This is a genomic window from Bounagaea algeriensis, from assembly GCF_054491375.1.
Genome location: NZ_CM137102.1, coordinates 115,129 through 137,246 on the forward strand (window position 1 = coordinate 115,129; position 22,118 = coordinate 137,246).

At 70.2% G+C, this 22,118-nt stretch carries 21 protein-coding genes; 12 read left to right on the forward strand and 9 right to left on the reverse strand.

From position 1 onward, the window contains the following. Positions 1-51: 51 nt before the first annotated feature. A complete protein-coding gene (locus ACVGV2_RS00495; protein WP_459163172.1) occupies positions 52-1,200 on the reverse strand; it encodes an IS30 family transposase in 1,149 nt (382 codons plus the stop codon). A gap of 213 nt (positions 1,201-1,413) precedes the next feature. On the opposite strand from ACVGV2_RS00495, the gene ACVGV2_RS00500 reads away from it, so the two are divergent. Continuing rightward, positions 1,414-2,568, forward strand: coding sequence for a GAF domain-containing sensor histidine kinase (locus ACVGV2_RS00500; protein WP_459164082.1), 1,155 nt, complete (start codon positions 1,414-1,416; stop codon positions 2,566-2,568). Positions 2,569-2,580: 12 nt separating this feature from the next. On the opposite strand, the gene ACVGV2_RS00505 is transcribed toward ACVGV2_RS00500, so the two are convergent. Then, positions 2,581-3,603, reverse strand: a complete 1,023-nt coding sequence (locus ACVGV2_RS00505) for a LacI family DNA-binding transcriptional regulator (protein ID WP_459164083.1) — start codon at positions 3,601-3,603, stop codon at positions 2,581-2,583. A 164-nt stretch (positions 3,604-3,767) separates the two neighbouring features. Between ACVGV2_RS00505 and ACVGV2_RS00510 the strand changes: the two genes are divergently transcribed. Further along, positions 3,768-5,135 carry a sugar porter family MFS transporter gene (locus tag ACVGV2_RS00510; protein ID WP_459164084.1) on the forward strand — a complete coding sequence of 456 codons (1,368 nt, stop codon included), beginning with the start codon at positions 3,768-3,770 and terminating at the stop codon, positions 5,133-5,135. A 1-nt stretch (position 5,136) separates the two neighbouring features. Continuing rightward, entirely contained in the window at positions 5,137-5,775 is a 639-nt protein-coding gene (locus tag ACVGV2_RS00515; protein ID WP_459164085.1) for a nucleoside/nucleotide kinase family protein, read from the forward strand. A 2-nt stretch (positions 5,776-5,777) separates the two neighbouring features. On the opposite strand, the gene ACVGV2_RS00520 is transcribed toward ACVGV2_RS00515, so the two are convergent. The 3 genes from ACVGV2_RS00520 to ACVGV2_RS00530 form a co-directional block, all read right to left on the reverse strand. Continuing rightward, positions 5,778-6,419 (reverse strand): response regulator, encoded by a 642-nt coding sequence (locus ACVGV2_RS00520; RefSeq protein ID WP_459164086.1) that lies wholly within the window; start codon positions 6,417-6,419, stop codon positions 5,778-5,780. A gap of 84 nt (positions 6,420-6,503) precedes the next feature. Continuing rightward, complete coding sequence (locus tag ACVGV2_RS00525) at positions 6,504-7,073, reverse strand: DoxX family protein (RefSeq protein WP_459164087.1); 570 nt, start codon at positions 7,071-7,073, stop codon at positions 6,504-6,506. A gap of 68 nt (positions 7,074-7,141) precedes the next feature. Continuing rightward, positions 7,142-7,762 carry a macro domain-containing protein gene (locus ACVGV2_RS00530; RefSeq protein ID WP_459164088.1) on the reverse strand — a complete coding sequence of 207 codons (621 nt, stop codon included), beginning with the start codon at positions 7,760-7,762 and terminating at the stop codon, positions 7,142-7,144. 343 nt (positions 7,763-8,105) lie between these two features. Between ACVGV2_RS00530 and pheA the strand changes: the two genes are divergently transcribed. Then, positions 8,106-9,041: a prephenate dehydratase gene (pheA, locus tag ACVGV2_RS00535; protein WP_459164089.1), complete on the forward strand. Its 936-nt coding sequence runs from the start codon at positions 8,106-8,108 to the stop codon at positions 9,039-9,041. A gap of 24 nt (positions 9,042-9,065) precedes the next feature. Here the strand turns inward: pheA and ACVGV2_RS00540 are convergent, their stop codons facing one another. Beyond that, a complete protein-coding gene (locus ACVGV2_RS00540) occupies positions 9,066-9,416 on the reverse strand; it encodes a metallopeptidase family protein (protein ID WP_459164090.1) in 351 nt (116 codons plus the stop codon). 260 nt (positions 9,417-9,676) lie between these two features. Further along, complete coding sequence (locus tag ACVGV2_RS00545) at positions 9,677-10,678, reverse strand: septum formation family protein (protein ID WP_459164091.1); 1,002 nt, start codon at positions 10,676-10,678, stop codon at positions 9,677-9,679. Positions 10,679-10,823: 145 nt separating this feature from the next. Between ACVGV2_RS00545 and serS the strand changes: the two genes are divergently transcribed. Beyond that, the gene (gene serS / locus ACVGV2_RS00550) at positions 10,824-12,089 is read left to right on the forward strand and encodes a serine--tRNA ligase (protein WP_459164092.1); all 1,266 of its coding nucleotides are present in this window, start codon (positions 10,824-10,826) and stop codon (positions 12,087-12,089) included. A gap of 63 nt (positions 12,090-12,152) precedes the next feature. On the opposite strand, the gene ACVGV2_RS00555 is transcribed toward serS, so the two are convergent. After that, a complete protein-coding gene (locus ACVGV2_RS00555) occupies positions 12,153-13,031 on the reverse strand; it encodes an LLM class flavin-dependent oxidoreductase (RefSeq protein WP_459164093.1) in 879 nt (292 codons plus the stop codon). A 292-nt stretch (positions 13,032-13,323) separates the two neighbouring features. Between ACVGV2_RS00555 and ACVGV2_RS00560 the strand changes: the two genes are divergently transcribed. The 3 genes from ACVGV2_RS00560 to ACVGV2_RS00570 all read left to right on the forward strand — a co-directional run bounded on the left by ACVGV2_RS00560 (position 13,324) and on the right by ACVGV2_RS00570 (position 14,786). After that, the gene (locus ACVGV2_RS00560) at positions 13,324-13,737 is read left to right on the forward strand and encodes a hypothetical protein (protein WP_459164094.1); all 414 of its coding nucleotides are present in this window, start codon (positions 13,324-13,326) and stop codon (positions 13,735-13,737) included. Further along, on the forward strand, positions 13,734-14,273 hold the full coding sequence (locus tag ACVGV2_RS00565; protein WP_459164095.1) for a DUF3558 domain-containing protein: 540 nt from the start codon (positions 13,734-13,736) through the stop codon (positions 14,271-14,273). The genes ACVGV2_RS00560 and ACVGV2_RS00565 overlap by 4 nt, the downstream gene beginning before the upstream one ends. Before the next feature lie 315 nt (positions 14,274-14,588). Further along, complete coding sequence (locus tag ACVGV2_RS00570; protein ID WP_459164096.1) at positions 14,589-14,786, forward strand: helix-turn-helix domain-containing protein; 198 nt, start codon at positions 14,589-14,591, stop codon at positions 14,784-14,786. A 669-nt stretch (positions 14,787-15,455) separates the two neighbouring features. On the opposite strand, the gene ACVGV2_RS00575 is transcribed toward ACVGV2_RS00570, so the two are convergent. After that, entirely contained in the window at positions 15,456-16,745 is a 1,290-nt protein-coding gene (locus ACVGV2_RS00575) for a glycosyltransferase 87 family protein (RefSeq protein ID WP_459164097.1), read from the reverse strand. Between the two features lie 423 nt (positions 16,746-17,168). Between ACVGV2_RS00575 and glf the strand changes: the two genes are divergently transcribed. The 4 genes from glf to ACVGV2_RS00595 all read left to right on the forward strand — a co-directional run bounded on the left by glf (position 17,169) and on the right by ACVGV2_RS00595 (position 22,104). Then, positions 17,169-18,362: a UDP-galactopyranose mutase gene (gene glf, locus ACVGV2_RS00580; RefSeq protein WP_459164098.1), complete on the forward strand. Its 1,194-nt coding sequence runs from the start codon at positions 17,169-17,171 to the stop codon at positions 18,360-18,362. Position 18,363: 1 nt separating this feature from the next. Next, complete coding sequence (locus ACVGV2_RS00585; RefSeq protein ID WP_459164099.1) at positions 18,364-20,322, forward strand: glycosyltransferase; 1,959 nt, start codon at positions 18,364-18,366, stop codon at positions 20,320-20,322. Between the two features lie 161 nt (positions 20,323-20,483). Further along, the gene (locus tag ACVGV2_RS00590) at positions 20,484-20,951 is read left to right on the forward strand and encodes a phosphatase PAP2 family protein (RefSeq protein WP_459164100.1); all 468 of its coding nucleotides are present in this window, start codon (positions 20,484-20,486) and stop codon (positions 20,949-20,951) included. A gap of 172 nt (positions 20,952-21,123) precedes the next feature. Continuing rightward, positions 21,124-22,104 carry a decaprenyl-phosphate phosphoribosyltransferase gene (locus ACVGV2_RS00595; RefSeq protein ID WP_459166084.1) on the forward strand — a complete coding sequence of 327 codons (981 nt, stop codon included), beginning with the start codon at positions 21,124-21,126 and terminating at the stop codon, positions 22,102-22,104. The last annotated feature ends 14 nt before the right edge of the window (positions 22,105-22,118 follow it).

The window sequence follows — 22,118 nt, forward strand, 5'->3', positions numbered from 1 at the left end:
CGCGACGCTGCCGATCCTGTGCCCAGGGGTTTGGACTTTTCTCGGGCGGGTTCAGGGGGTGGGTGCAAGGGTGGGGTGGAGTGTTTCGGCGGGGGTGGCCCAGTTGAGGGTCCAGCGGGGGCGGGCGTTGAGTTTGTTGGCGATGGTGTCGAGGTCGGCTTGGCTGTGTTGGGCCAGGTCGGTGCCTTTGGGCAGGAAGTCTCGGAGCAGTCGGTTGGTGTTTTCGTTGCTGCCGCGGAGCCAGGGGGTGCCGGGTGGGCAGAAGTAGACGGGCAGGCCGGTGGCGACGGAGAAGTGGGCGTGGTTGGCCATTTCCTTGCCCTGGTCCCAGGTGAGGCTGCGGCGCAGCTGGGTGGGCAGGCGGGTGATGATGCTGGCCAGCGCCTCAGCGACGGCGTCGGCGGTTTTGCCGTGGGGCAGGGCGGTGAGCATCACGAAGCGGGAGTGCCGCTCGACCAGGGTGGCGATTGCTGAGCCACCGCGGCCGAGGATCAAATCGCCTTCCCAGTGGCCGGGCACGGCGCGGTCCTCGGCGTCGGCCGGCCGGGCCGACAGCGGCACCGCGTCCGGCAGCCGGCCCCGCGTTTCGCCGACACGGGTCTGCGGCCGGCGGCGGGAGTGGCGCCGCCGCAGGTAGCGGGTCAGTTCGCGGCGGAACTCGCCGCGGGACTGCACATACAGGCTGCGGTAGATCGTCTCGTGCGAGGTGCGCATGTCCTCATCATGCGGAAACTCCTGCGGCAGCCGGGCCGCGATCTGCCGCGGCGACCACCGGTCGTAGACCAACCGGTCGGCGATCCAGGCGGCCAACTGCGGCCGCTCGGCCAGGGCCGAGCGTTTCGGCCGCCGCGCCCGATCGGCGGCGGCCTGCTCGGCCTGGGCCGGCCGGTAGTGCTCCCGACCGCCGTTGCGGCCCACCTCGCGCGAGACCGTCGACACGGACCGGCGCAGTCCGGCCGCGATCGCGGTAAACGTCTGCTGAGCGGCCAGACCAGCGAAAATGTCCTCCCGCTCGGACAGCGTCAACGCCTGCGGATGCCGCCGCCGCGGCGCAGGCGCCATCCCGCCATGCGCATTGAGGACACCCTCCACCGCCGTAGACGACACCGCAACCAGCCGAGCAATCGCGGCCACGGTCGCTCCCTGACGATGCCACCACCACACCCGCTGCTGCTGCAACGACGACACACTCGTAGGCATACCGCCAGTCTTGCACCCACCCCTTGAGCACCCACGAGAAACATCGCCGACATTTCTCGAGAAACGTCCGCCACTCCTGCCTCGCGGGGTTCTTGGCGGGGGCTCTGTCGCCCCGATGCAGGTGAGCGTGCTGCGGCGAGGCGGCGAGGCGGTGAGGAGTTGAGGCGGCTGCGCGGCTGGCTGCGCGGGTGAGCGCGTAGTGTCGAGTGCGCCATGGATTCCGCGCTCGCCGGCAGGATGCTCGACGCGTCCACCGAGATCACCAAGGCCGCGCTCGCGGCGGACGACCCGGATGCGGTGCTGCCGCTCGTGGTCCGCCGCGCCGCCGAACTCGTCGAAGCCGACCTCGGTGTGGTGACGGTGCGCGGCGACGACGGCCGGGTCACGGTGGAAGCCGTCTACGGCTCCTCCGACGGCACCGCCCCGCTCGGAGACCCGGTGGGCACGGTGCTCTCCTCCAACTCGGCCGCGGCCCGCGTTGCCCGCAACGGCGTGCCCGTGGTGGTGGACGACCTCGTCGACGATCCGCTGACCGCGCCGTACGTGCCCGCCGAGCTGCGCGTGTACGGGCCGTTCGCGGTCGCGCCGTTCGGCACGAACGAGCGCCGACTCGGCGCGCTGGCGGTCTACCGGCGGCGAGGTGCGACGTCCTTCGCCCGCAACGCCGTCGACGTGCTGACGTCGTTCGCCGCCCAGGCCGGCCTGGCCCTGGTGCTCGCGGAGGGGTCGACGGCTCGCCAGCGCATCGCCGTGTACCAGGAGCGGGAGCGGATCGCCCGCGAGCTGCACGACGTCATCGTGCAGCGCCTCTACGCCGCGGGCATGCAGCTGGAGGTGCTCGGCAGGCGGTTGTCCGGGCAGCTGGCCTCGGCCGACAGCGAGCGCCTGACCGAGACGATGCAGGAGATCGACCAGGCCATCGACGAGGTGCGCACGACCGCGCGCACGCTGCGTTCCGCCGATCCCGAGTCCTCGCGGCAGTCGGCGGACCTGGACGAGTCGATGCGCTCGGAGGTGTGCATCGCCGGCGAACTGCTCGGCCGGGATCCGCGGTTGGACGTCACCGGCGACCTGTCCGACGTGCCGGTCGCGGTGGCGGACCACGCGCGCGCCGCGCTGCGCGAAGCACTGTCCAATGTGGTGCGCCACGCGGGGGCGCGGGAGGTGTCCGTGCGCGTGCGGCGCGGCGAGGACGATCTGTCGTTGCAGGTCGCCGACGACGGCTGCGGCATTCCGCGGGACGTGAGCAAGCGTGGTCTGCGGAACCTGGAGGAGCGTGCCGCGGCCGCCGGCGGGCACTGCGACATCGACTCCTCCCCGGAAGCCGGCACGACCATCACCTGGGAGGTCCCCCTCGTGCGCGTGTGAGCAGTGGGGCGGTCATGCCGGCGCGTGCGCGTCGTCGGCCGGTGCGCAGCCGCAGGATTCGCGGTGCACGAATCGCGATGGCAGGCGGTGCGTTTCGGCGGGCAGCGCGGGCTCGGCGATGCGGCGTGCGAGCAGGCGGGTGGCTTCGGCGCCGATGTCCTCGTAGGCCTGGGCTATCGCGGTCAGCCGGGGTGCGAACAGGTCCGCCCACGGGAAGTCGTCGAAGGCGGCCAGCGCGATGTCGGCGGGCACGCGCAATCGGGCGTCCCGCAGCGCCTGCAGTGCGCCGATGGTCATGCTGTCGTTGGCGGTGATCAGTGCGGTCGGCGGCCGCTCGTGCGCGAGCAGGGCAGCGGTGGCTTCGGCGGCGGATCCGGTTTCGGATTCCCCGCCTGCGCGGAGCTTTTCGTCGCAAGGAAGGTCGTTGCGCCGCAGCCCGATCCGGTAACCGGCGATGCGTTCGTCCGTTGTGGACAGACCGGCGCGGCCGGAGACCATCCCGATCCGCCGGTGTCCGAGTGCGGCGAGGTGGTCGACGAGGCACGCCACGGGTTCGCTGTTGTCCGGCCCGACCTGGTCGTAGCGGTCGTCGACGATCCGGTCGAACAGCACCAGCGGAACGTCTTGCCGGGCGGCGTATTCCAGTGCGCGCGCGGGGTTCGCGGAGGGTGCCAGGGCGATTCCGTCGACGCGGCGTTCGCGCATGGTGCGCACTGCGGCGAGTTCGTGCTCCGGGTCGTCGTGGGACTCGGCGAGCAGCAGCGTGTAGCCCTCGCGGACCGCGGCCGCTTCGACGCCCTGGAGGACGCGGCTGAAGTACGGGTTGCTGATCGCGGACATGACCACGGCGAGGGTGCGGGTGCTCGCCGTGGCCAGCGAGCGCGCCAGCGTGTTCGGGGCGTAGCCCAGCCGTTCGATGGCGCCCTCCACGGCGCGGCGCGTGCTCTCCCGCACCGCGCGAGTCCCGTTGACCACGTGCGAAACGGTCGCGATGGACACGCCGGCCGCGCGGGCGACGTCCGCCATGGTCGCCATGCCGCCTCCCCGTTGGTCGGTGCACGGGTTTGTCCCGGTGCGGGCAGATTAACAAGTTAAGCGCTTGCGCAACCGCTTAACCACAACCTAGTGTTCCTGCCTCAGTCAGGGCGTGAAATCTGCCATCAGCGCCTCTCGAGAACCGGCCGAGGAAGGGGAGGCCCATGCGGACAGAGCAGCTCCCGGCAGCGAGACCGGGGCGCGGTGTCGTCGTCGGCTCCACCGTGATCGCCGCTCTCGGCGGCCTGTTGTTCGGCTACGACACCGGAGTCATCTCCGCGGCGCTGCTCTACATCGCGCCCGAGTTCGACCTGGGCGAGGGCATGCAGCAGCTGGTCGTGTCCTCGCTGCTGCTCGGCGCCGTCGCCGGCGCCCTCGGCGGCGGCCCCGTCGTCGACCGCCTCGGCCGCCGCCGCACGCTCATGCTCGTCTCGGCGACGTTCACCCTCGGCGCGCTGCTCGCCGCGCTCGCGCCGGACGTGACCACGCTGATCACGGCGCGCACGGTGCTCGGCGTCGCCATCGGGGCGAGTTCGTTCATCGTGCCCGCCTACATCGCCGAGATCGCCCCGCAGCACGTGCGCGGACGTCTCGTGTCGATGCACCAGCTCATGGTCACCATCGGCATCTTCGCGTCCTACCTCGTCGGCTACGCCTTCGCCGAGGCCGGTGCGTGGCGGTGGATGCTCGGCATCGCCGCCATCCCCTCGCTGGTGATGTTCCTCGGGCTGTTCCGGCTGTCCGAAAGCCCCCGCTGGCTGCTCGCACGCGGACGCGCCGAGGAGGCGCGCGCGGTGCTGACGCGCACCCGGCCGAGCGAAGAGGTCGAGGCGGAGATCCACGAGCTGCAGACCGCGATGCGCGAGGAGCGCTCGTTCACCTACCGCGACCTGTTCCGCCCGCGGCTGCGCCCCGCCGTGCTGCTCGGCATCGCGGTGGCCGCCACCAATCAGCTCGTCGGCGTCAACGCGATCATCTACTACGCCCCGACGATCCTGAAGCAGGCAGGGCTCGGGGACTCGGCTGCGATCCTGTCCTCGGTCGGCATCGGCGCCACGAACATGGTGTTCACCGCGCTGGCGCTGCTGCTCGTCGACAAGGTGGGCCGCCGCCCGCTGCTGCTCGGCGGCACCGGGGTGGTCATCGTCGTGCTGTTCGGGCTCGGCGCGCTGTACCTGCTGCCGTCGGTGCAGGGGCTCGGACTGCTGCTGACGCTCGGCCTGATGCTCTACGAAGCCGCCTTCGCCGCCAGCCTCGGCATCGCGATCTGGCTGATCAACAGCGAGGTGTTCCCGACGGCGGTGCGCGGCAAGGCCGCCGGGCTCGGCTCGCTGACCCACTGGGGCCTGGACTTCCTCGTATCCATCTCCGTGCTCACGTTGATCAGCGCGATCACGGAGACCGGGCTGTTCTGGCTCTACGGCCTGCTCGGGCTCGCCGGACTCCTCTACCTGTACCGCAAGCTCCCCGAGACGAAGGGCCGCAGCCTCGAGGACGTCGAGCATTCCCTGCGCGGGCGGAAGGACGGATGAGATGCCGTTCGGCGAGCTCCTCGCGCGGGCCCGCGCGCTGATCGAGACGGGGCAGCGGCGGATTCTCGGCATCGCCGGTCCGCCCGGCTGCGGCAAGAGCACCGCGGCGCAGGCCGTGGCGCGCGCCCTGCGACCGCACGCGGTCGTCGTGCCCATGGACGGGTTCCACCTGGCGCAGGCCGAGCTGCGCCGCCTCGGCCTGCGCGATCGGATGGGCGCGCCCGACACGTTCGACGTCGCCGGCTACACGGCGCTGCTGCGGCGGTTGCGGTGGAACGCGGAGGAGCTCGTCCACGCCCCGGGGTTCGACCGCGACATCGAGGAACCGGTCGCCGCGGCGATCGCCGTGCCCGTGCGCACCCCGCTGGTCATCACCGAGGGCAACTACCTGCTGCTCGACCGCGAGCCGTGGTCGGCGGTGCGCGCGTTGCTCGACGAGGCCTGGTTCTTGGCGCCGGACGAGGAGCTCCGGCGGGAGCGGCTCGTTTCCCGCCACGTGCGCTGCGGCAGTTCGCGGCAGCGGGCCTGCGCGTGGGTGCGGGAGGTCGACGAGGGCAACGCTTCCCTCGTCGCGGCGCACCGCGCGCACGCCGATCTCGTCGTCCGCGGGGATCCGCTCGAGGGGGCCGTCACCGGCTGAGCTCACGTTTCGCTGTTGTGGCGCGCGATCCAGGCGGCGGCCTGCGTGCGGCGTTCCATGCCGAGCTTGGCCAGCACGGAGGTGACGTAGTTCTTCACCGTCTTCTCGGCGAGGAACAGCCGCTCGGCGATCTGCCGGTTCGTCATGCCCTCGCCGATGAGATCGAGCACGCGCCGCTCCCGCTCGGTCATGGCGGCGAGCCCTTCCGGTTCGGGCGCGGTGGACTGGCGCAACCGGTCCAGCACCCGGGTCGTGGTCACCGGGTCGAGCAGGGAACGGCCCGCGGCGACTTCCCGCACGGCGTTGACCAGGTCCTGCCCGCGGACCTGCTTGAGCAGGTAGCCGGACGCGCCCGCGTTGATCGCCCCGACGAGCGCCTGCTCGTCGTCGAACGCGGTGAGCACGAGGCAGCGCGGTGCGGACGGCAGTTCCCGCAGCCGGTGGCACAGGTCCAACCCGTCGCCGTCGGGCAGGCGCACGTCCACCATGGCGACCGCGGGCTGGGTGGCACGGGCGCGCACCAGCGCCTCGTCCACCCCGCCGGCCTCGGCGACGACTTCGAGGTCGTCCTCGATGTTCAGCAGTTCGCGCAGACCGCGGCGGACGACTTCGTGGTCGTCCACGAGCAGCACCTTCACCGGCACGGTCAACACGTTACGACGCGGCGCGCCGCCGGCGGCCACCCGCCCCGAGGTGTGCAGGTCGCCGGCGGCCGGACGGGGCGCGGTTCAGTGCTTGGCCTTCGCCGCCCTGCCGTGCTTCGCCTGCTTGCCCGGTTTGGCGCACTTGCCCTTCCTGGTTTCCTTGCCGTTCTTGTTCGGCCTGCCGACCTTGGGCGTGTGCGGCGCCGTCTGCTGCGCCTTCTTGGGGCACCGGCCGTGCTTGGCCTTGCCGCCCGTCTCCGTGGCGCTGACGAGCAGGCCGCCGAGCACACCGAGGTTCTTCAGGAACTCGATGGTCTGCGTGCCGCGCTGCTCCGCGTCCTCGTGCTCCCAGAAGGCGTGCGCGGCCAGCGTCGTCGGCACGATGTTCGCCGCCAGCAGCAGCGAGGTCAGCCGCGGGAACTTGCCCAGCGCCAGCAGTGCCCCCGCGCCGACCTTCACCGACCCGTCGATGCGGGCCAGCGTTTCGGCGTCCGCGGGCACCTGGTCGGGCAGCGTTTCGTTGACCTGGCCGGCGGTCTGCTCCAGCAGGTGCGACACGGCCGGTGCGTGGGCGGAGATGTTGCGCAGTTCCTGGATCCCGCCGTAGATGAAGATGCTCGCGAGCAGCGGACGAGCCAAACGGCGTATGAGCATGGGTGGCCTCCTCGCGGTGATCGTCCCCTGCTCCCTGACCTTACTGATAAGCCGCCGCTCGCGCTCGCTCAACGCTGCGGGTGGTCCACGGGAGCGAACGCCTCGTCCCACGCCGCGGCGACCTGCCGCGCGCACGAGCGCGGGTCGAGGCCGGCGACGCCGGTGCCGAGGCCGGGCATGGCGATCGACCGCACGACGTTGCGGACCGGTTCGCCGTCCTCGAGCGCGCCCTCGGCCCACAGCCGGAACACGGCCCGTGCGGCGAGGTACGGGTGGACCGTGTCCTCCGGGAGGCGTTCCGCGGGGTCCCGCACCGTCGGCGCGCTGATCAGCCAGATCGGGGTGCGCGAACCGGTGGGGACGAGCAGTGCCTCGCCGATCGGGAGCTCACCCCCGTGGTAGGCGAGCACCGCACTGCGGACCTGCTCCTCGATGCCCGGGAACGTGCGGGCGTAGTGCTCGTCGACACCAGCGCGCATCCAGCCGTACGAGTTCGCAGGGCTCACGGCCGCATCCGCGGGCACGTCCAGCACCGATCCGGGGTGCACGTGCACCCCCGACCTGCTGTCGGCGACCTCCTGCCATGCCGCGGCGAGGTCGTCGTCCAACGCGCACAGCACCAGCCGCAGCTGGTGCGGTTCCGCTCCTTCCGGTGAGTGCTCCGCGTGCGCAGTCACGCCCCACAGCATCGCAGGTACATTACCGACCGTGGGATTGAGTAGGTCACACCGTGACGTCGCAGTCTCGCACTGGTCGAGCACCGAAGTACTTTCGCGTGACATGGAGCTTCCGATCGGCGGGGAGTTTCCGAGTGACGGAGCGCTTCTGAGGGGCAGGGTGCTCTCGCGTGACGGGGCCTCGCGCATCTTCCGAATCGTCCCAGTTGTTGATCGTTTTTGCTGGCAGCGCGTAACCGTGTCGGCGAGTTGCGCCCGACACGATCGTGCACGTCGGGTCGAACGCCGCTGCGGCCTGTCCGGTTGCGTACGGTGACGCTCGGACGGTGAGTCGAGCGGTGATTAGGGTGGGCGCGTGCCACAGATCGGGTTCCTCGGGCCGTGGGCCACGTTCAGCGAGCAAGCCGTGCACGCGATGACCGCGCGGTTCCCCACCGGCTTCGACACGGAGCTCGTGCCCTACGAGAGCGTGCCGTCGGCGCTGCGAGCGGTGCGCGCCGGCGAGATCTCCGCAGCGGGAGTGCCGGTGGAGAACTCGGTGGAAGGGGCCGTTCCGGCGACGCTGGACTCGCTGGTCACCGGCGACCCGGTGGTTTCCGTCGCGGAGGTCGCGCTGCCGGTGCGGTTCGACCTGTTCGCCCGCCCCGGCCTCGACCTGGGCACCGTGCGGTCCGTCGCGAGCCACCCGCACGCGCTCGCGCAGGTGCGCGGATGGCTGGGGCAGAACCTGCCCGACGCGGAGGAGCTCCCGGCCGCCTCGACGGCCGCCGCGGCCGCCTCGGTGCAGGCGGGCGAGGTGGACGCCGCGATCTCCGCGCCCCTGGCCGCGCAGCACTACCCGGAGATCGCCCGGCTGGCCGAGGGCATCGCCGATGTGCAGGACGCGCGCACGCGGTTCCTGCTCGTGCGGCGTCCCGGCTCGCTGCCGGACTCCACGGGGGCCGACCGCACGTCCGTGGCGGCCGTGATCGGCGACGAGGTCGGCTCGCTCGCCGAGATGCTCGCCGAGTTCGCGCTGCGCGGCATCAACCTCAACCGCATCGAGTCGCGCCCCACCAAGGACCGCCTCGGCGAGTACCGGTTCTTCCTCGACTGCGACGGGCACGTCGACGATTCGCGCATCGGCGACGTGCTGGCCGCGCTGCGCCGCCGCTGCAGCGAAGTCCGCTTCCTCGGCTCCTACCCGCGGGCGGACCGGCAGCCGACGAGCGTGCGCCCGGCCGATTCGGAGCAGGCGTTCCGCCAGTCGCTGCAGTGGCTCGAGGACGTGCGCGCGGGCCGCCTGGCGTGAGTCCTGCCCAGCTCGGGCGGCCGCTCAGCCCCAGCCGAGGGCGTGCAGCCTGGCGTCGTCGATGCCGAAGTGGTGCGCGATCTCGTGCACCACGGTCACCGCGATCTCCTCGACGAGCTGCTCCTCGTCGTCGCACATGTCCAGCAGCGGTTCCCGGTAGATCGTGATCGTGTCCGGCAGCACGCCCGCGTAGGTGTGATCGCGTTCGGTCAGCGCGACGCCCTCGTAGAGTCCGAGCAGCGAGGGGTCATCGGGGTCACGCTCCTCGACGAGCACGGCCACGTTGTTCATCGCGGAGGCGAACTCCTCCGGAACGCGGTCGAGCGCGTCCGAGACGAGCTCCTCGAACCGGGCGCGGGGCATTTCCACGGGCATGCCGCCGTTGTACCCGAGCGGTGTTCCGCGCGAAAAGGACACCGCGCGTGTCGGGGGGTGCGCGCCACCGCCCGGGGAGATCACCCCTGGTCAGGGGTGCTCCGGCCAGGGGTGATCCGGTCAGGGACCGCCCTGGCCAGGGGTGATCCGGCCAGGGCCGCGAGCCACCGCTCGGGGAGATCGGCCGGTCACGTTGCTCGGGGCGTCACGCTGGCCTGGGAGGTCATCCCGGTCGGGATCACCGCGGGCCTTCGGCGGGATCATCGCGGGCCTTCGGCGGGAGCTCCGGGGCGCGCCCGGTCGGTCTTCTCCGGCGCGGGTTCCTCGCCGATGCTGACCTCGCCGCGCACACCGCCGGTGACCGGTGCCAGCCCGCTGCCGTCCGGCAACTGGGCGCTCACCTTGCAGTTGACCAGGCGCGACCCGGCGCCCCAGCTCTCCTCGGACAACGTGTCCCAGTACGTCACCAGACCCTTGTCCTCGACCACCTGCGGTCCGCCGGCGTATTCGGCGGTGATCTGCTGGCAGCGGGTGGCGAGGTAGTTGTCCTGCGCCTCCACGGGCGGGTATTCGCCGGAGAACTCGTCGGCCAGGTTCACCGTTCCGGTGATCTCGGCCGCGTGCGGGCGGGAGCAGTCGACCGGGTCCCACACGGCCGTGCCGTTGATCCCCAGGCAGCGGCCCGCCTCGTAGACGTTCGACTGGTCGATGTCGATCGCCCGCTCGTTCAGCCGGTACAGCTCCCCGGAGGGCCCCGGCTGCTGCAACCCGCAGTGCAGGGTCCGGTCGCCGTCGCTCCACCCCTCCTCGCTGGGGGTGAACGCGCCGACCGCCAGCCGCCCCTGCGGGTCGAACGAGCCCTGCAGGTACGCGGTGGAGACGTCGGTGCAGCGTTCCTGCTTGAGCCGCTGCCACTGCTCGGTGCTGGGGTAGGGCGCGTTCGGCGGGAAGTCGCCGCCGATGTCGCTCTTACCGGTGACCTCGAACAGGTGCGGTTGATCGCAGCCCACCTGCTCCAGGTCCGCGGCGTTGACCTGCGTCCAGTTCAGGCAGGTGCCGCGCGGCGCGTTGAACTCCTGCGGCGTGGGGGCCGCACCGATTCCTCCCGGACCGCCGCCGGAGCCCTCGTCCTCGCCGGTGGGCCAGTTCAGCAGGGTGGAGATGAGCAGGATCAGCAGGGCCCCGATCGCTGCGGACACCATGATCAGCCGCGTGTTGCGGCCGCGGAGATGCCGCGATCGGGAGGAGTCGGTTTCGGCCATCGCCACCTATCATGCCGTGCCCGCTGCGAGCGCGCCCGCACCCTGCTCAATTCCGTCCCGCCGGGGCAGCCGTGTCCCGCGCAGCGGCGGCGCACCGCAACCCCCGCGCGGTCGTGCATCGCCGCTGCCGCTAGGCTGACCAGCTATGATCGACCTGAAGACGCTACGCGAGGACCCGGAAGCCGTGCGCGTGTCCCAGCGCGCCCGGGGGGAGGACCCCGAGCTGGTGGACGCGCTGCTGTCCGCCGACGAGCGTCGCAGGTCGGCCGTGTCCAGTGCCGACGACCTGCGCGCGGAGCAGAAGCGGCTCGGCAAGCAGGTCGGCGGGGCCAGCGGCGACGAGCGCGAGAACCTGCTCGCGCAGGCCAAGGACCTGGCCGCGCGGGTGAAGCGGGCCGAGGCCGAGCAGGACGAGGCGGAGCAGGAGCTGCAGCGCCTGCAGCGGCAGCTGTCGAACCTCATCGAACCCGAGGTGCCGCACGGCGGGGAGGACGACTACGCCGTGCTGCGGCACGTCGGCGACCCGCGCGAGTTCGGCTTCGAGGTGCGCGACCACCTGCAGTTGGGCACGGATCTCGGCGCGCTCGACGTGGAACGCGGTGCGAAGGTCTCCGGCGCCCGGTTCTACTTCCTCACCGGCGTCGGTGCGCAGCTGGAGATGGCGCTGCTGAACATGGCCGCAGCGCAGGCCACCGCCTCCGGGTTCACCCTGGTCGTGCCGCCGGTGCTGGTGCGGCCGGAGGTCATGGACGGCACCGGTTTCCTCGGTGCGCACTCCAACGAGGTCTACCACCTGGACGAGGACGACCTGTACCTCGTGGGCACCTCGGAGGTGCCGCTGGCCGGGTACCACTCCGGCGAGATCGTGGACCTCTCCCGCGGGCCGCTGCGCTACGCCGGTTGGTCGACGTGCTTCCGCCGCGAGGCCGGTTCGTACGGCAAGGACACCCGCGGCATCATCCGCGTGCACCAGTTCAACAAGCTCGAGATGTTCGTCTACTGCGCCGAACAGGACTCGCGTGCCGAGCACGAACGGCTGCTGGCCTGGGAGGAGGAGATGCTGGGCAAGCTCGAGCTGCCGTACCGGGTGATCGACACGGCGGCCGGTGACCTGGGCGACAGCGCGGCCCGCAAGTTCGACTGCGAGGCGTGGGTGCCCAGCCAGGGGGCCTACCGGGAGATGACGTCCACGTCGAACTGCACGACGTTCCAGGCGCGGCGGTTGAACACGCGGCACCGGGACGCGGACGGCAAGCCGCGCTTCGCCGCGACGTTGAACGGGACGCTGGCCACGACCCGCTGGATCGTGGCGCTGCTGGAGAACCACCAGCGGTCGGACGGTTCCGTGCGCGTGCCGGAGGCGCTGCGCCCGTTCCTCGGCGGCCGCGAGGTGCTCGAACCGGCTGCGTGATGCGGGCACGGCTGGCACCGGCCGGCGTCACGGATCAGACGCTGAACTGCCCTGGGATCCGGCTCAATTCAGCTCGGGCAGCACTTCGGAGGCGATCTGCTCGACGATGGCCTCCGACCCGGCGTACGGCCCGTCGTCGGAGCGCGGCCAGTGGGTGACCACGTCGGTGAAGCCGAGTTCGCTCGCGCGGCCGACCACGTCGCGGAAGTGCTCGACGCTGGACATCGAGTACGTGGGCGCGGCGTCGACGGACAGGTAGCGGGCCAGCGGGCCGTCGCGGTCCTCGAAAGCGAGCGCGTCGTCGAACTGCAGGGCCATGTCGCCGACGGAACGCCACCAGCTCTCGTCGTCGGCGGCGGTGCCGTCGCCGTTGGTCACCCACGCGTCGCCGTAGCGGGCGGCCAGGCGCATCGTCCGCGGCCCGTTGGCGGCGACGAGGAACGGCGCGCGGGGTTGCTGCACGCAGCCGGGGCTGCGGCGCGCTGCCCGGGCCGTGTAGTACTCGCCGGAGTAGTCGGTGGTGTCCTGCCGCAGGATGCGGTCGAGCAGCTGGAGGAACTCGCCGAACCGGTCGGCGCGCTGCCCGGGGGTGAGTTCGGCGGCGTCGAAGACCGTCTCGTCGAACCCGGGGCCGCCGGCGCCGAGGCCGACGATGAACCGGCCGTCGGAGACGTCGTCGAGCGCGGTCACTTCGCGGGCGAAGTGCACCGGATTGCGGAAGTTCGGTGAGGTGACCAGCGTGCCGAGGCGGATCGTGGACGTCGCCGCCGACGCGGCGGTGAGCGTCGGCACCGCGTCGAACCACGGCTTGTCCACGAGGGACCGCCAGCCCAGGTGGTCGTAGGTCCAAGCATGGGCGAAGCCGTACTCCTCGGCCATCCGCCACAGCGGTTCGGCGGCCCACCACCGATGTTCCGGCAGAATCACGATCCCGATGCGCACACCGGGACCGTATCGGTTCGGATCCCCCGGTATCGACCCGATCGGCCTGCGCGTGGCGGCTCGACGCGGCAGGGCGACCGGATGGGGCGACCGCGCTGCTCCACTCGGACGTGCCCGCACGCGCCCGAACGGGCGATTCCTGCCCGTTCGCGCCCGAGCACGCGGGTGCGGGACACAGTGGATGATCGCGGGCGCGTCGCGGTTGTCTCGGCGGTTCGCGGGAATTGACCGGAACGGCTCCCGCACGTGCCCACCCCTCGTTAGGGTGATCTCCGATCGCGAAGGGGGTGCCATGGACGACGGAGGCGGCGGCTTCGAGGGGTCGAAGCAGGCGCTCGGGAAGGTCAGCGAGCAGACCGCGTGGATCAACGAGCAGGTGGGCGCGGGCAAGCTGCGGCTCGATCCCGACGCCGCGGACGAGGCCGCGAAGCGGTGTCGGGAGGAGGCGGACGCGATGGGCGATATGGCACACAGTGCCCAAACGCTTGAGCGCGTCGAAGGCCTCGGTGACTACCCGGACGGGAAGGCCCTGGCGGAGAGGTTCCGGCAGAAGGCGGTGGATCCCGAGGCTGGCGCGGTCACTTTGCTGAAGCAGATGGAGCAGGAGCTCCACAAGCTGGCGGATGCGTTCGAGGGTGCGGCGAAGGACTACCGTGCTACCGACGAACAGGCCGCTGACGATCTCAAGGGTGGGTTGCAACAGTGAACAGGACCACTCGTTCGGTGCTGGGAATGTCGGCCGGTGTGGTGCTGCTGGGGGTCTCGGCGTGCGCCACCCCTGCCGGTGGTGGTGACTCGGATCAGCCCGAAACTTCGGAAGCCCAGCAGAGCAAGGCGCTGGAGCAGTTCGACCCGTGCACGTTCTTCCAGCACGACGAGTTGACGTCGTGGGGCGTTTCGACGAACGCGGAGGACGGAACCGAGGTTCCGTGGGAACCGGGGTGCATGTGGAGCGGTGCCGAACAGACAGTGGGGCTCAATAAGAGCACCGAGGAGACCGTGGACTCGTACGAGCAGAACGGGAGCTGGGGCTCGTACGAGAAGCAGCAGATCGCGGGTCGTTCGGCCGCGGTGGCTCAGACGCCGAGCTCGGCCGCTAATGGCTTCGGCTGCAATGTTCTGGTCGATGCGGGCGGTGGTGTCGCGATCTACCAGATCACCGACAAGGGCACTGAACCGATGGATCCGTGCTCGGAGCTGAAGAAGGTGGCCGAGGCGACGGCCTCGCGGTTGCCGGAGTGACCGCCGTGGCCCGAGTGGACGCTCGCGGATCAGTGCTGGTCCTCGTGGGCGTCCAGCTCGGCCCCGGCGCGACTGAACTCCTCCCCGCAGTAGCAGCACGACCGGCTCACCCGTTCCACCCGCTGTCGCTCGGTTCCCCGTCCCGTCGGGCTCGCCAGCCGGCCGGGACGGGCATCTGTAGTGGTGCTTCGTAGACCTTCGGAGCTCGGTCGATCAGACTCTTCAACTGAGACATCACGAGACATAATAGGTCATGCAAACTTATCTGGGACAGACAACGCGTGACAACTGAGCCAACCGTGTCAGCTTCCGGGCATGGCTCCGAAGTTGCTCACGTCGTCACAGCTGGCTGATGAGCTGGGCGTGTCCCGCCGGTCGATCGCTCGCTACGTGTCGGCGGGGATCTTGGTCCCGGAGCTGTACACCCCGGGTGGACAGGCCCGGTTCCGGCTGGAGGATGCTCGGGAGCAGTTGCGCGAGCACGCGAGGCGGCAGCGGCGAGAGTCGGAGTGAAAACCCGGAAGTGGCCTGAAAAGCGAACGTGCCCCCGATCGAAACCGGGGGCACGCCGTGCTAATCTTGAAAGTGCGACCAATCAAATTGGCAGTGCTGAGCATAGCACGGAATATGCTCTCCTCCGTAGTCGCTTCGGGCGGACTCCGGGTAGGGATGAGCCCCGGCCACGGTTCACAGCCGTGAGGAACCCGGTCAGAGCGGGTGAATCTCGAGTGTCAGGCAACGCGGGAGCGTAGGAGCACCCGGCCCCGTAGGTCGTAAGCCCTGGCACAGACGCAGCGATCACGCCTGACATCGCGGTCTCGCTGCATTCCCCGGCGCTGGACAGTGGTAACAATCTGTCCGGGTGAAGACTCCGAAGACACAACTCCGGCGTACCGGAGGAACCCAGCGATAGGCTGGTTCCGACCCTCGCAGTTCAGCCGTTCGGCTGGCTGCTCCGGAAGCCTCGCCCCCTTTGGTCCCGGTCGACGTGTGTTCGTTGATCGTGGCCAGGAGGATCAACAGCCTTACGGGTCCACGCGGTTCCCGAGAGGAGTCGTCGCTTCGCTCCTCCGGTGCTGCTTGACGAACATCGCCGACGAGACCGCCGACCACTGGGACAGGCCGCCTCAGCCAGCCCTGGACGTCCCAGCGGCCCTGGCCGCCTCAGCGGCGCCGGACGTCTCAACGGCCCCGCTCGGCAACGATTCCGGGCGTGTCGGCGACCTCGGTCGGCGCGGTCCAGCGCCAGTACGCCACCGCACCGCCGATGAGCAGCGCGATGCCCCAGAGCGTGTAGGAGTTGCCGAGCACCTGCTGCAGCGGTGTCCAGTCGAGTTCCCGGTTCTCGGTGTAGGGCAGGTGCCAGTGCGGCCCGTACAGCACGGTCGCCCCGGCCAGCAGTACCGCGGCGAGGAGCCCGTACCGGCGGTGTCGCACGGCCATGGCGAACAGCAGCGCCAACGTCGGCCCGGCCCACACCCAGTGGTGCGACCAGGAGATGGGGGAGATGAGCACGATGAGCACGGCGTTGAACGCGAGCATCAGCGCGGTGTTGGCCTGCTGCTGGGCGTAGCGCATCGCCCACACCGTGATGCCGAACAGGGCGATGGCTCCCGCGATCCACAGCAGGTTCAGCCCCGTTCCGGAGATGTCCTGCTTGGCGATGAGGCTGCGCAGTGACACGTTGCCCGCGTAGACGGTGCCCATCGAGCTGCCGGTGTCGAACATCTGCCCCAGCCACCAGGTGGCCGAGTCGCGCGGCGCTGCGAGCACGCCGAGCAGGACGGTGCCGCTGAACGTGGCCAGGCCGGTGCCGAGCGCGCGGTGGTCCCTGCGGATGAGGAAGAACAGCAGGAAACCCAGCGGGGTCAGTTTGATCGCCCCGGCGAGGCCGACGAGCAGCCCGCGCGGCCAGCGGGTGCGGGGCAGCAGGCAGTCGGCCGCGACCAGTGCCATGAGCAGCAGGTTGATCTGGCCGTAGTTCAGCGTCTCGCGCGCGGGTTCGATCAGCGTCAGCCACGGCATGAGCGCTGCCGCGCCCGCGGCGACGAACGGTGCCCGGGCGGCGAAGTACGGCGAGCAGCGCGCCAGCGCGTAGGCGGTGACCAGGATCGACAGGTGCGAGGTGAGCGAGACGGCGAGCACGGCCGTGTTCGCGGGCACCAGGCTCAGCGGGGTGAACAGCAGCGCGGCGAACGGCGGGTAGATGAACGGCAGCGTGCTGCTGTCCGGGCTTTCCGGGGTGAGGTCGCCGTAGAGGTCGAAGCCGCTGAGCCAGGCGCGGCCGCCGAGCTGGTAGACCTGCGTGTCGACGTAGCCGCGGGTGTCGATCCAGTGCACGAACCACACGGCGAAGATCTCGAGCAGGATCGCCACGATCAGCAGCGGGCGCCAGTCGCGGGCGGGTGGTCCCGCGCCGGCCCGCTCAGCGGGGGTGCGCACGGTTGCAGGGGTCGTGCCGCTTGCCGCCATGTCCTTCTGCGTCCCGTCCTGATCGTGCCTGTCGTGGTCATCTCCGGCGCCGGCCGTGTATCCAGATCCGCCGTCTCCGGTCCCGGCCGTTTCCGGCGCCACCGTCCCCGGTGGGGTCCGCAATTTCCGCAACCATGCGAAAAGTGTTCGAATTATCGTGTTCCCGTCCGGGTCCGCCGGTGCGGCGCCGTGCGATCATAGCGAAACCCGACACGCGGGCCGGGTCCGACGACCGAGATCGCGGGAAGCGGATTTCATCCGGGAATCGAATGCGTATCGTGCCGGAATCGACACTCGGTGCGGTGAGCCCCGCTCGATCGCCGTTGGCGGAGGATACGCTGCTGACACGGCGCGTAGCGAGTCGTCCGGTCCGATGTCACGGCGGTTTCGGGTCGTCCGCGCCAGCCCGCTACCCTCTCGTGTGTGAGCTTCGCAGGCTATGACCTGATCGTCGCGGGATCCGGATTCTTCGGACTGACGATCGCAGAACGCGCCGCCAGCCAGTTGGACAAACGCGTGCTGGTGCTGGACCGACGTGACCACATCGGGGGCAACGCCTATTCGGAGGTGGAGCCCGAGACGGGTGTCGAGGTGCACCGCTACGGTGCGCACCTGTTCCACACCTCGAACAAGCGTGTCTGGGACTACGTAACGCAGTTCACGGATTTCACCGACTACCAACACCGGGTGTTCACCAAGCACCGGGGCCAGATTTACTCCTTCCCGCTCAACTTGGGACTGATCTGCCAGTTCTTCGGCCGCGCCTTCTCGCCGGACGAGGCGAGGGAGCTGGTGGCCGAGCAGGCTTCGGAGATCAACACCGAGGACGCGCAGAACTTCGAGGAGAAGGCCATCTCCCTGGTGGGACGGCCGCTGTACGAGGCGTTCTTCCGCGGCTACACGGCCAAGCAGTGGCAGACCGACCCGAAGGAGCTGCCCGCCGCGAACATCACGCGGCTCCCGGTCCGCTACAACTTCAACAACCGGTACTTCAGCGACACCTACGAGGGCCTGCCGGTCGACGGCTACACCGCGTGGCTGGAGCGGATGGCCGAGCACCCGAACATCGACGTCATGCTGAGCACGGACTACTTCGACGTCCGCGACCAGCTGCCGGCCGACGGCCCGGTCGTCTACACCGGACCGCTCGACCAGTACTTCGGCTACTCGGCCGGTGAGCTGGGCTGGCGCACCCTCGACTTCGAGCAGGAGGTCGTGCCGACCGGGGACTACCAGGGCACGCCCGTGCTGAATTACGCGGACGAGGACGTCCCGTTCACCCGCATCCACGAATTCCGGCATTTTCACCCGGAACGGGAGTCGCGGCACGCGAAGGACAAAACCGTGATCTTCCGCGAATACTCCCGCGCGGCAGAAAGCGGCGACGAGCCCTACTACCCGATCAACACCTCGGACGACCGCGCCAAGCTCACCGCGTACAGGGAGCTGGCCAAGCGCGAAGCCAAGGAGCGCAAGGTTATCTTCGGTGGTCGACTGGGGACCTACAAGTACCTCGACATGCACATGGCGATCGGTTCGGCGCTGAGCATGTTCGACAACAAGATCGCCCCGCACTTCACCGAGGGGCGGTCGCTGGACGGCTCCCTGGAGGACTGACGTGACCGACCGAACTCCGCGTTCCGCGACCGCGGGTGAGAGCAAACTCAGCGACGTGACCTCGATGAGCTCGGCGGGCACCAGCGACGTGCGCCCCGAACAGGTGCTCCAGCGCGTGGTCCTGCCCCGGCGCGAGGACCCGCTGGACGTGCGGGTGCTCTACCTCGACGAGTCCACCGGCCAGGGACGCGCGGCCACGCTCACCTCGCGCCGGAGCCTGCGGGTCGCGCAGCACGGATCGCTGTCGTTCGCCTCGTACTTCAACGCCTTCCCCGCCAGCTACTGGAAGCGGTGGACCACGGTCGACGAGGTCGTGCTGCGCCTGCGGGTGCGGGGCACCGGCCGCCTCGACCTGTACCGCTCCAAGCCCAACGGTGACGGCGTGCACCTGCAGGGCACGCCGATCTCCACCGGTGAGGAGTGGGACTCGCTGGAGTTCCGGGTCGCGCTCACACCGTTCGAGGACGGCGGCTGGATCTGGTTCGACGTGTTCACCGACGACGCCGAGCTGGAGATCGACCGGGCCGCCTGGACCACCGACACCGAGCTGCCCCGGCAGGACGTCGTCGTCGGCACCACCACGATGCGCCCGCAGGACTGCGTGCTCACCCTCCGCGCGCTGGGTGAGGACGCCGAGGTCATGAACGTGGTCGACACCGTGCTCGTGGCCGACCAGGGGCAGCAGCGCATCCGCGACACCGAGGGCTTCGACGAGGCCGCCGCCGTGCTCGGCGACCGGCTGCGCGTGATCGAGCAGCCCAACCTCGGCGGATCCGGCGGGTTCGGCCGGATCATGTACGAGGGGGTGCACAACTCCAGCGCCGCGCAGGTGCTGCTGCTCGACGACGACATCGCACTGGAACCGGACAGCGTGCTGCGAGTCAACGCGTTCTCCCGCGCAGCCGTGCAACCGCTCATCGTCGGCGGCCAGATGCTCAACCTGCAGGCGCGTTCGCGGCTGCACACCATGGGCGAGGTCGTCGACCTCGGTGCTGCGATGTGGCGCGCCGCGCCCGGCGCGCCCACCGATCACGACTTCGCCAAGAAACCGCTGCGCAAGTCGCCGAAGATGCACCAGCGCGTGCACGCCACCTACAACGGCTGGTGGATGTGCCTGTTCCCGCGCGAGGTCATCGAGAACACGGGTCTGCCGCTGCCGCTGTTCCTCAAGCACGACGACTCGGAGTACTCGCTGCGCGCAGCCGGCCACGGCTATCCGACGGTGACGCTGCCGGGCGCGGCGATCTGGCACATGCCGTGGACCGACAAGAACGACGCCACCGACTGGACCGCGTACTTCCACGTGCGCAACCGGTTGATCCTCGCGGCGCTGCACAGCCCGGACGACGTCAAGCACAACATCGTCAAGCAGCAGCTCAAGCTCACCCTGCGGCACCTGCTGTCGATGGAGTACTCCACGGTCGCGGTGCAGCTCAAAGCCGTCGAGGACTTCATGGCCGGTCCCGAAGGGCTGTTCGACAGCCTGCGCACGGCGCTGCCGGAGGTGCGTGCGCTGCGCGCGGAGTACGAGGACGCCAAGACGCTGCCCTCCGCCCGCGAGGTTCCGCCACCGACGGCCGATCCGATCATGGCCGAGGGCATGCTCAACCCGCCCGTGGGCACACCGGCGATGGCCAAGCGCGCGGCCAAGGCGCTGCTGCACAACCTGACCGAGCCGGACGAGGAAGCGGAGCGCCGCCCGCAGCTGAACGTCCCGGCTGCCAGCGCCCGCTGGTTCCTGCTCGGCAACCTCGACAGCGCCACCGTCTCCACCGCCGACGGCAGCGGCGTGGCGTTCCGTCGCCGCGACCCCGCCGAGTTCCGTAGGTTGGGGACCCGGGCGCTGACGTTGTACCGCAAGTTGGGCCAGACGTGGTCCGACCTGCGGGAGCGGTACCGTGCTGCGCTGCCCGACCTGACCAGCCCCGAATCGTGGAAGCAGGTCTTCGACCAGCGGTAGTTCGCTGCCGCGCCGCAAACCCCCGACCCGGAGAAGATGTGGCTGCTGATGTGAGCGTGCCGGCTGGGCAGCCGGTCACAGACGAGGAGGCGTCCGGCGGCGAGTCGGACGCGAGCAGCGTCACGTGCGAAACCGTGGCGCTGCGACGTGTGCAAGGTGCCATGGCCACGCCCCCGGTGGTAAAAACGGCGCAGACCATGTCGCTGTTCGGTGAGCACGCCGCCGGGTGGCTGGCCGCCGGTGCGGTCGGTGCCCTGGCCGACCGCGAGCACCGCGGCGAGTGGATCGCCGCCTCCGCGGGGGTGGCCGCCGCGCACGCCGCGTCGGTCGCGGTGAAGCGCGTGGTGCGGCGGCAACGACCCACCGACCCCGAAGTGCGCGTGCTGGTGGACACCCCCAGCAGGCTGAGCTTCCCGTCCTCCCACGCGACGTCCACCACCGCAGCGGCAGTGCTCTACGGCGGGCTGACGGGGCGGCGACTGACACCGGTGCTGGTGCCGCCGATGCTGGCCAGTCGCGTGGTCCTCGGAGTGCACTATCCCAGCGACGTGCTCGCCGGTTCCGCGCTCGGCGGTGCCGTGGCGTGGGGTTTTCGGCGATTCGTGAAACGGCGGAGGAACCGTGGCTGACAAGAAGGAGAGCGCTGCTGCTGTCAGCCAGGACGTGGATGCGGGTGCGTCCTCGTCCGCGGACGTGCAGCAGGACGCGACCGCATCCGGGCACCACGCCCCGGACGGCGCGGAGCACTCCGCGGTGGACGCGGAAGTGCAGCAGGAGCTCGAAACCGACGGCGAAGGAAGCATCGGCTCCGAGTTCGGCGACGAGGTGCTCAACGGTTCGGAGAGCACGGAGACCGAGGACCCGAAGGCCTCGGACGAGTACCACGCGAAGGTCACCGCCAAGGCGGGTACGCTCTCCGGCCTGGCCAGCGGGCTGATCAAGGAGCTGCGCCCGAAGCAGTGGGTCAAGAACGTTCTGGTGCTGGCCGCTCCGTTCGCGGCCGGTCAGATCCTCGACATCGCGGTGCTGTTGGACGCGGTCGTCGCCTTCATCACCTTCTCCATGGCGGCGTCCGGCATCTACTTCATCAACGACGCGATCGACGTGGAGTCCGACCGGGCGCACCCCACGAAGCGCAACCGGCCCATCGCCGCCGGGCTCATCCCGGTGCCCGTCGCCTACGCGGTGTGCGCGCTGCTGCTGATCGGTTCGCTGGCGATCTCGACCCTCACCCACCCGATGCTGGTGGCGGTGATGGGCGTCTACATCGCGGTGCAGCTGGGCTACTGCTTCGGGCTGAAGCACCAGCCGGTGATCGACCTGTGCATCGTGGCCTCGGGCTTCCTGCTGCGATCGTTGGCCGGTGGTGCCGCGGCCGGGCTGGCGATCACCTCGTGGTTCTACCTGGTCGTCTCGTTCGGTTCGCTGTTCATGGTGGCCGGCAAGCGCTACGCCGAGGTGAAGCTCGCCAACGAGACCGGAGCCAAGATCCGCAAATCGCTGAAGGCGTACTCGCCGTCCTACCTGCGGTTCGTCTGGGCCATCTCGGCGGCGATCTCGATCATGTCGTTCGCGCTGTGGGCCTACGACATCGGCGAGTACGAGCAGTCCCGCTGGGGCACGTTGGCGATCATCCCGATGGTGATCGCGATCCTGCGGTACGCGGTGGACATCGACAAGGGCGTGGCCGGCGAGCCCGAAGAAGTGGTGCTCAAGGACAAGGTCCTCATGGTGCTCGGTGTCCTGCTCGCCGGTTGCCTGTTCCTGGCGTTCTACCTGTAGCCGCCCGCCCCGGA

What these genes read in the sequence shown, in the direction of transcription:
- ACVGV2_RS00530 (WP_459164088.1), bottom strand. Translation starts at nt 7,762, where the DNA reads ATGCTGTGGGGCGTGACTGCGCACGCGGAGCACTCACCGGAAGGAGCG.
- serS (WP_459164092.1), top strand. Translation starts at nt 10,824, where the DNA reads ATGATCGACCTGAAGACGCTACGCGAGGACCCGGAAGCCGTGCGCGTG.
- ACVGV2_RS00540 (WP_459164090.1), bottom strand. Translation starts at nt 9,416, where the DNA reads ATGCCCGTGGAAATGCCCCGCGCCCGGTTCGAGGAGCTCGTCTCGGAC.
- ACVGV2_RS00545 (WP_459164091.1), bottom strand. Translation starts at nt 10,678, where the DNA reads ATGGCCGAAACCGACTCCTCCCGATCGCGGCATCTCCGCGGCCGCAAC.
- ACVGV2_RS00505 (WP_459164083.1), bottom strand. Translation starts at nt 3,603, where the DNA reads ATGGCGACCATGGCGGACGTCGCCCGCGCGGCCGGCGTGTCCATCGCG.
- ACVGV2_RS00570 (WP_459164096.1), top strand. Translation starts at nt 14,589, where the DNA reads ATGGCTCCGAAGTTGCTCACGTCGTCACAGCTGGCTGATGAGCTGGGC.
- ACVGV2_RS00590 (WP_459164100.1), top strand. Translation starts at nt 20,484, where the DNA reads ATGGCCACGCCCCCGGTGGTAAAAACGGCGCAGACCATGTCGCTGTTC.
- ACVGV2_RS00560 (WP_459164094.1), top strand. Translation starts at nt 13,324, where the DNA reads ATGGACGACGGAGGCGGCGGCTTCGAGGGGTCGAAGCAGGCGCTCGGG.
- ACVGV2_RS00575 (WP_459164097.1), bottom strand. Translation starts at nt 16,745, where the DNA reads ATGGCGGCAAGCGGCACGACCCCTGCAACCGTGCGCACCCCCGCTGAG.
- ACVGV2_RS00525 (WP_459164087.1), bottom strand. Translation starts at nt 7,073, where the DNA reads ATGCTCATACGCCGTTTGGCTCGTCCGCTGCTCGCGAGCATCTTCATC.
- ACVGV2_RS00515 (WP_459164085.1), top strand. Translation starts at nt 5,137, where the DNA reads ATGCCGTTCGGCGAGCTCCTCGCGCGGGCCCGCGCGCTGATCGAGACG.
- ACVGV2_RS00500 (WP_459164082.1), top strand. Translation starts at nt 1,414, where the DNA reads ATGGATTCCGCGCTCGCCGGCAGGATGCTCGACGCGTCCACCGAGATC.
- ACVGV2_RS00495 (WP_459163172.1), bottom strand. Translation starts at nt 1,200, where the DNA reads ATGCCTACGAGTGTGTCGTCGTTGCAGCAGCAGCGGGTGTGGTGGTGG.
- ACVGV2_RS00510 (WP_459164084.1), top strand. Translation starts at nt 3,768, where the DNA reads ATGCGGACAGAGCAGCTCCCGGCAGCGAGACCGGGGCGCGGTGTCGTC.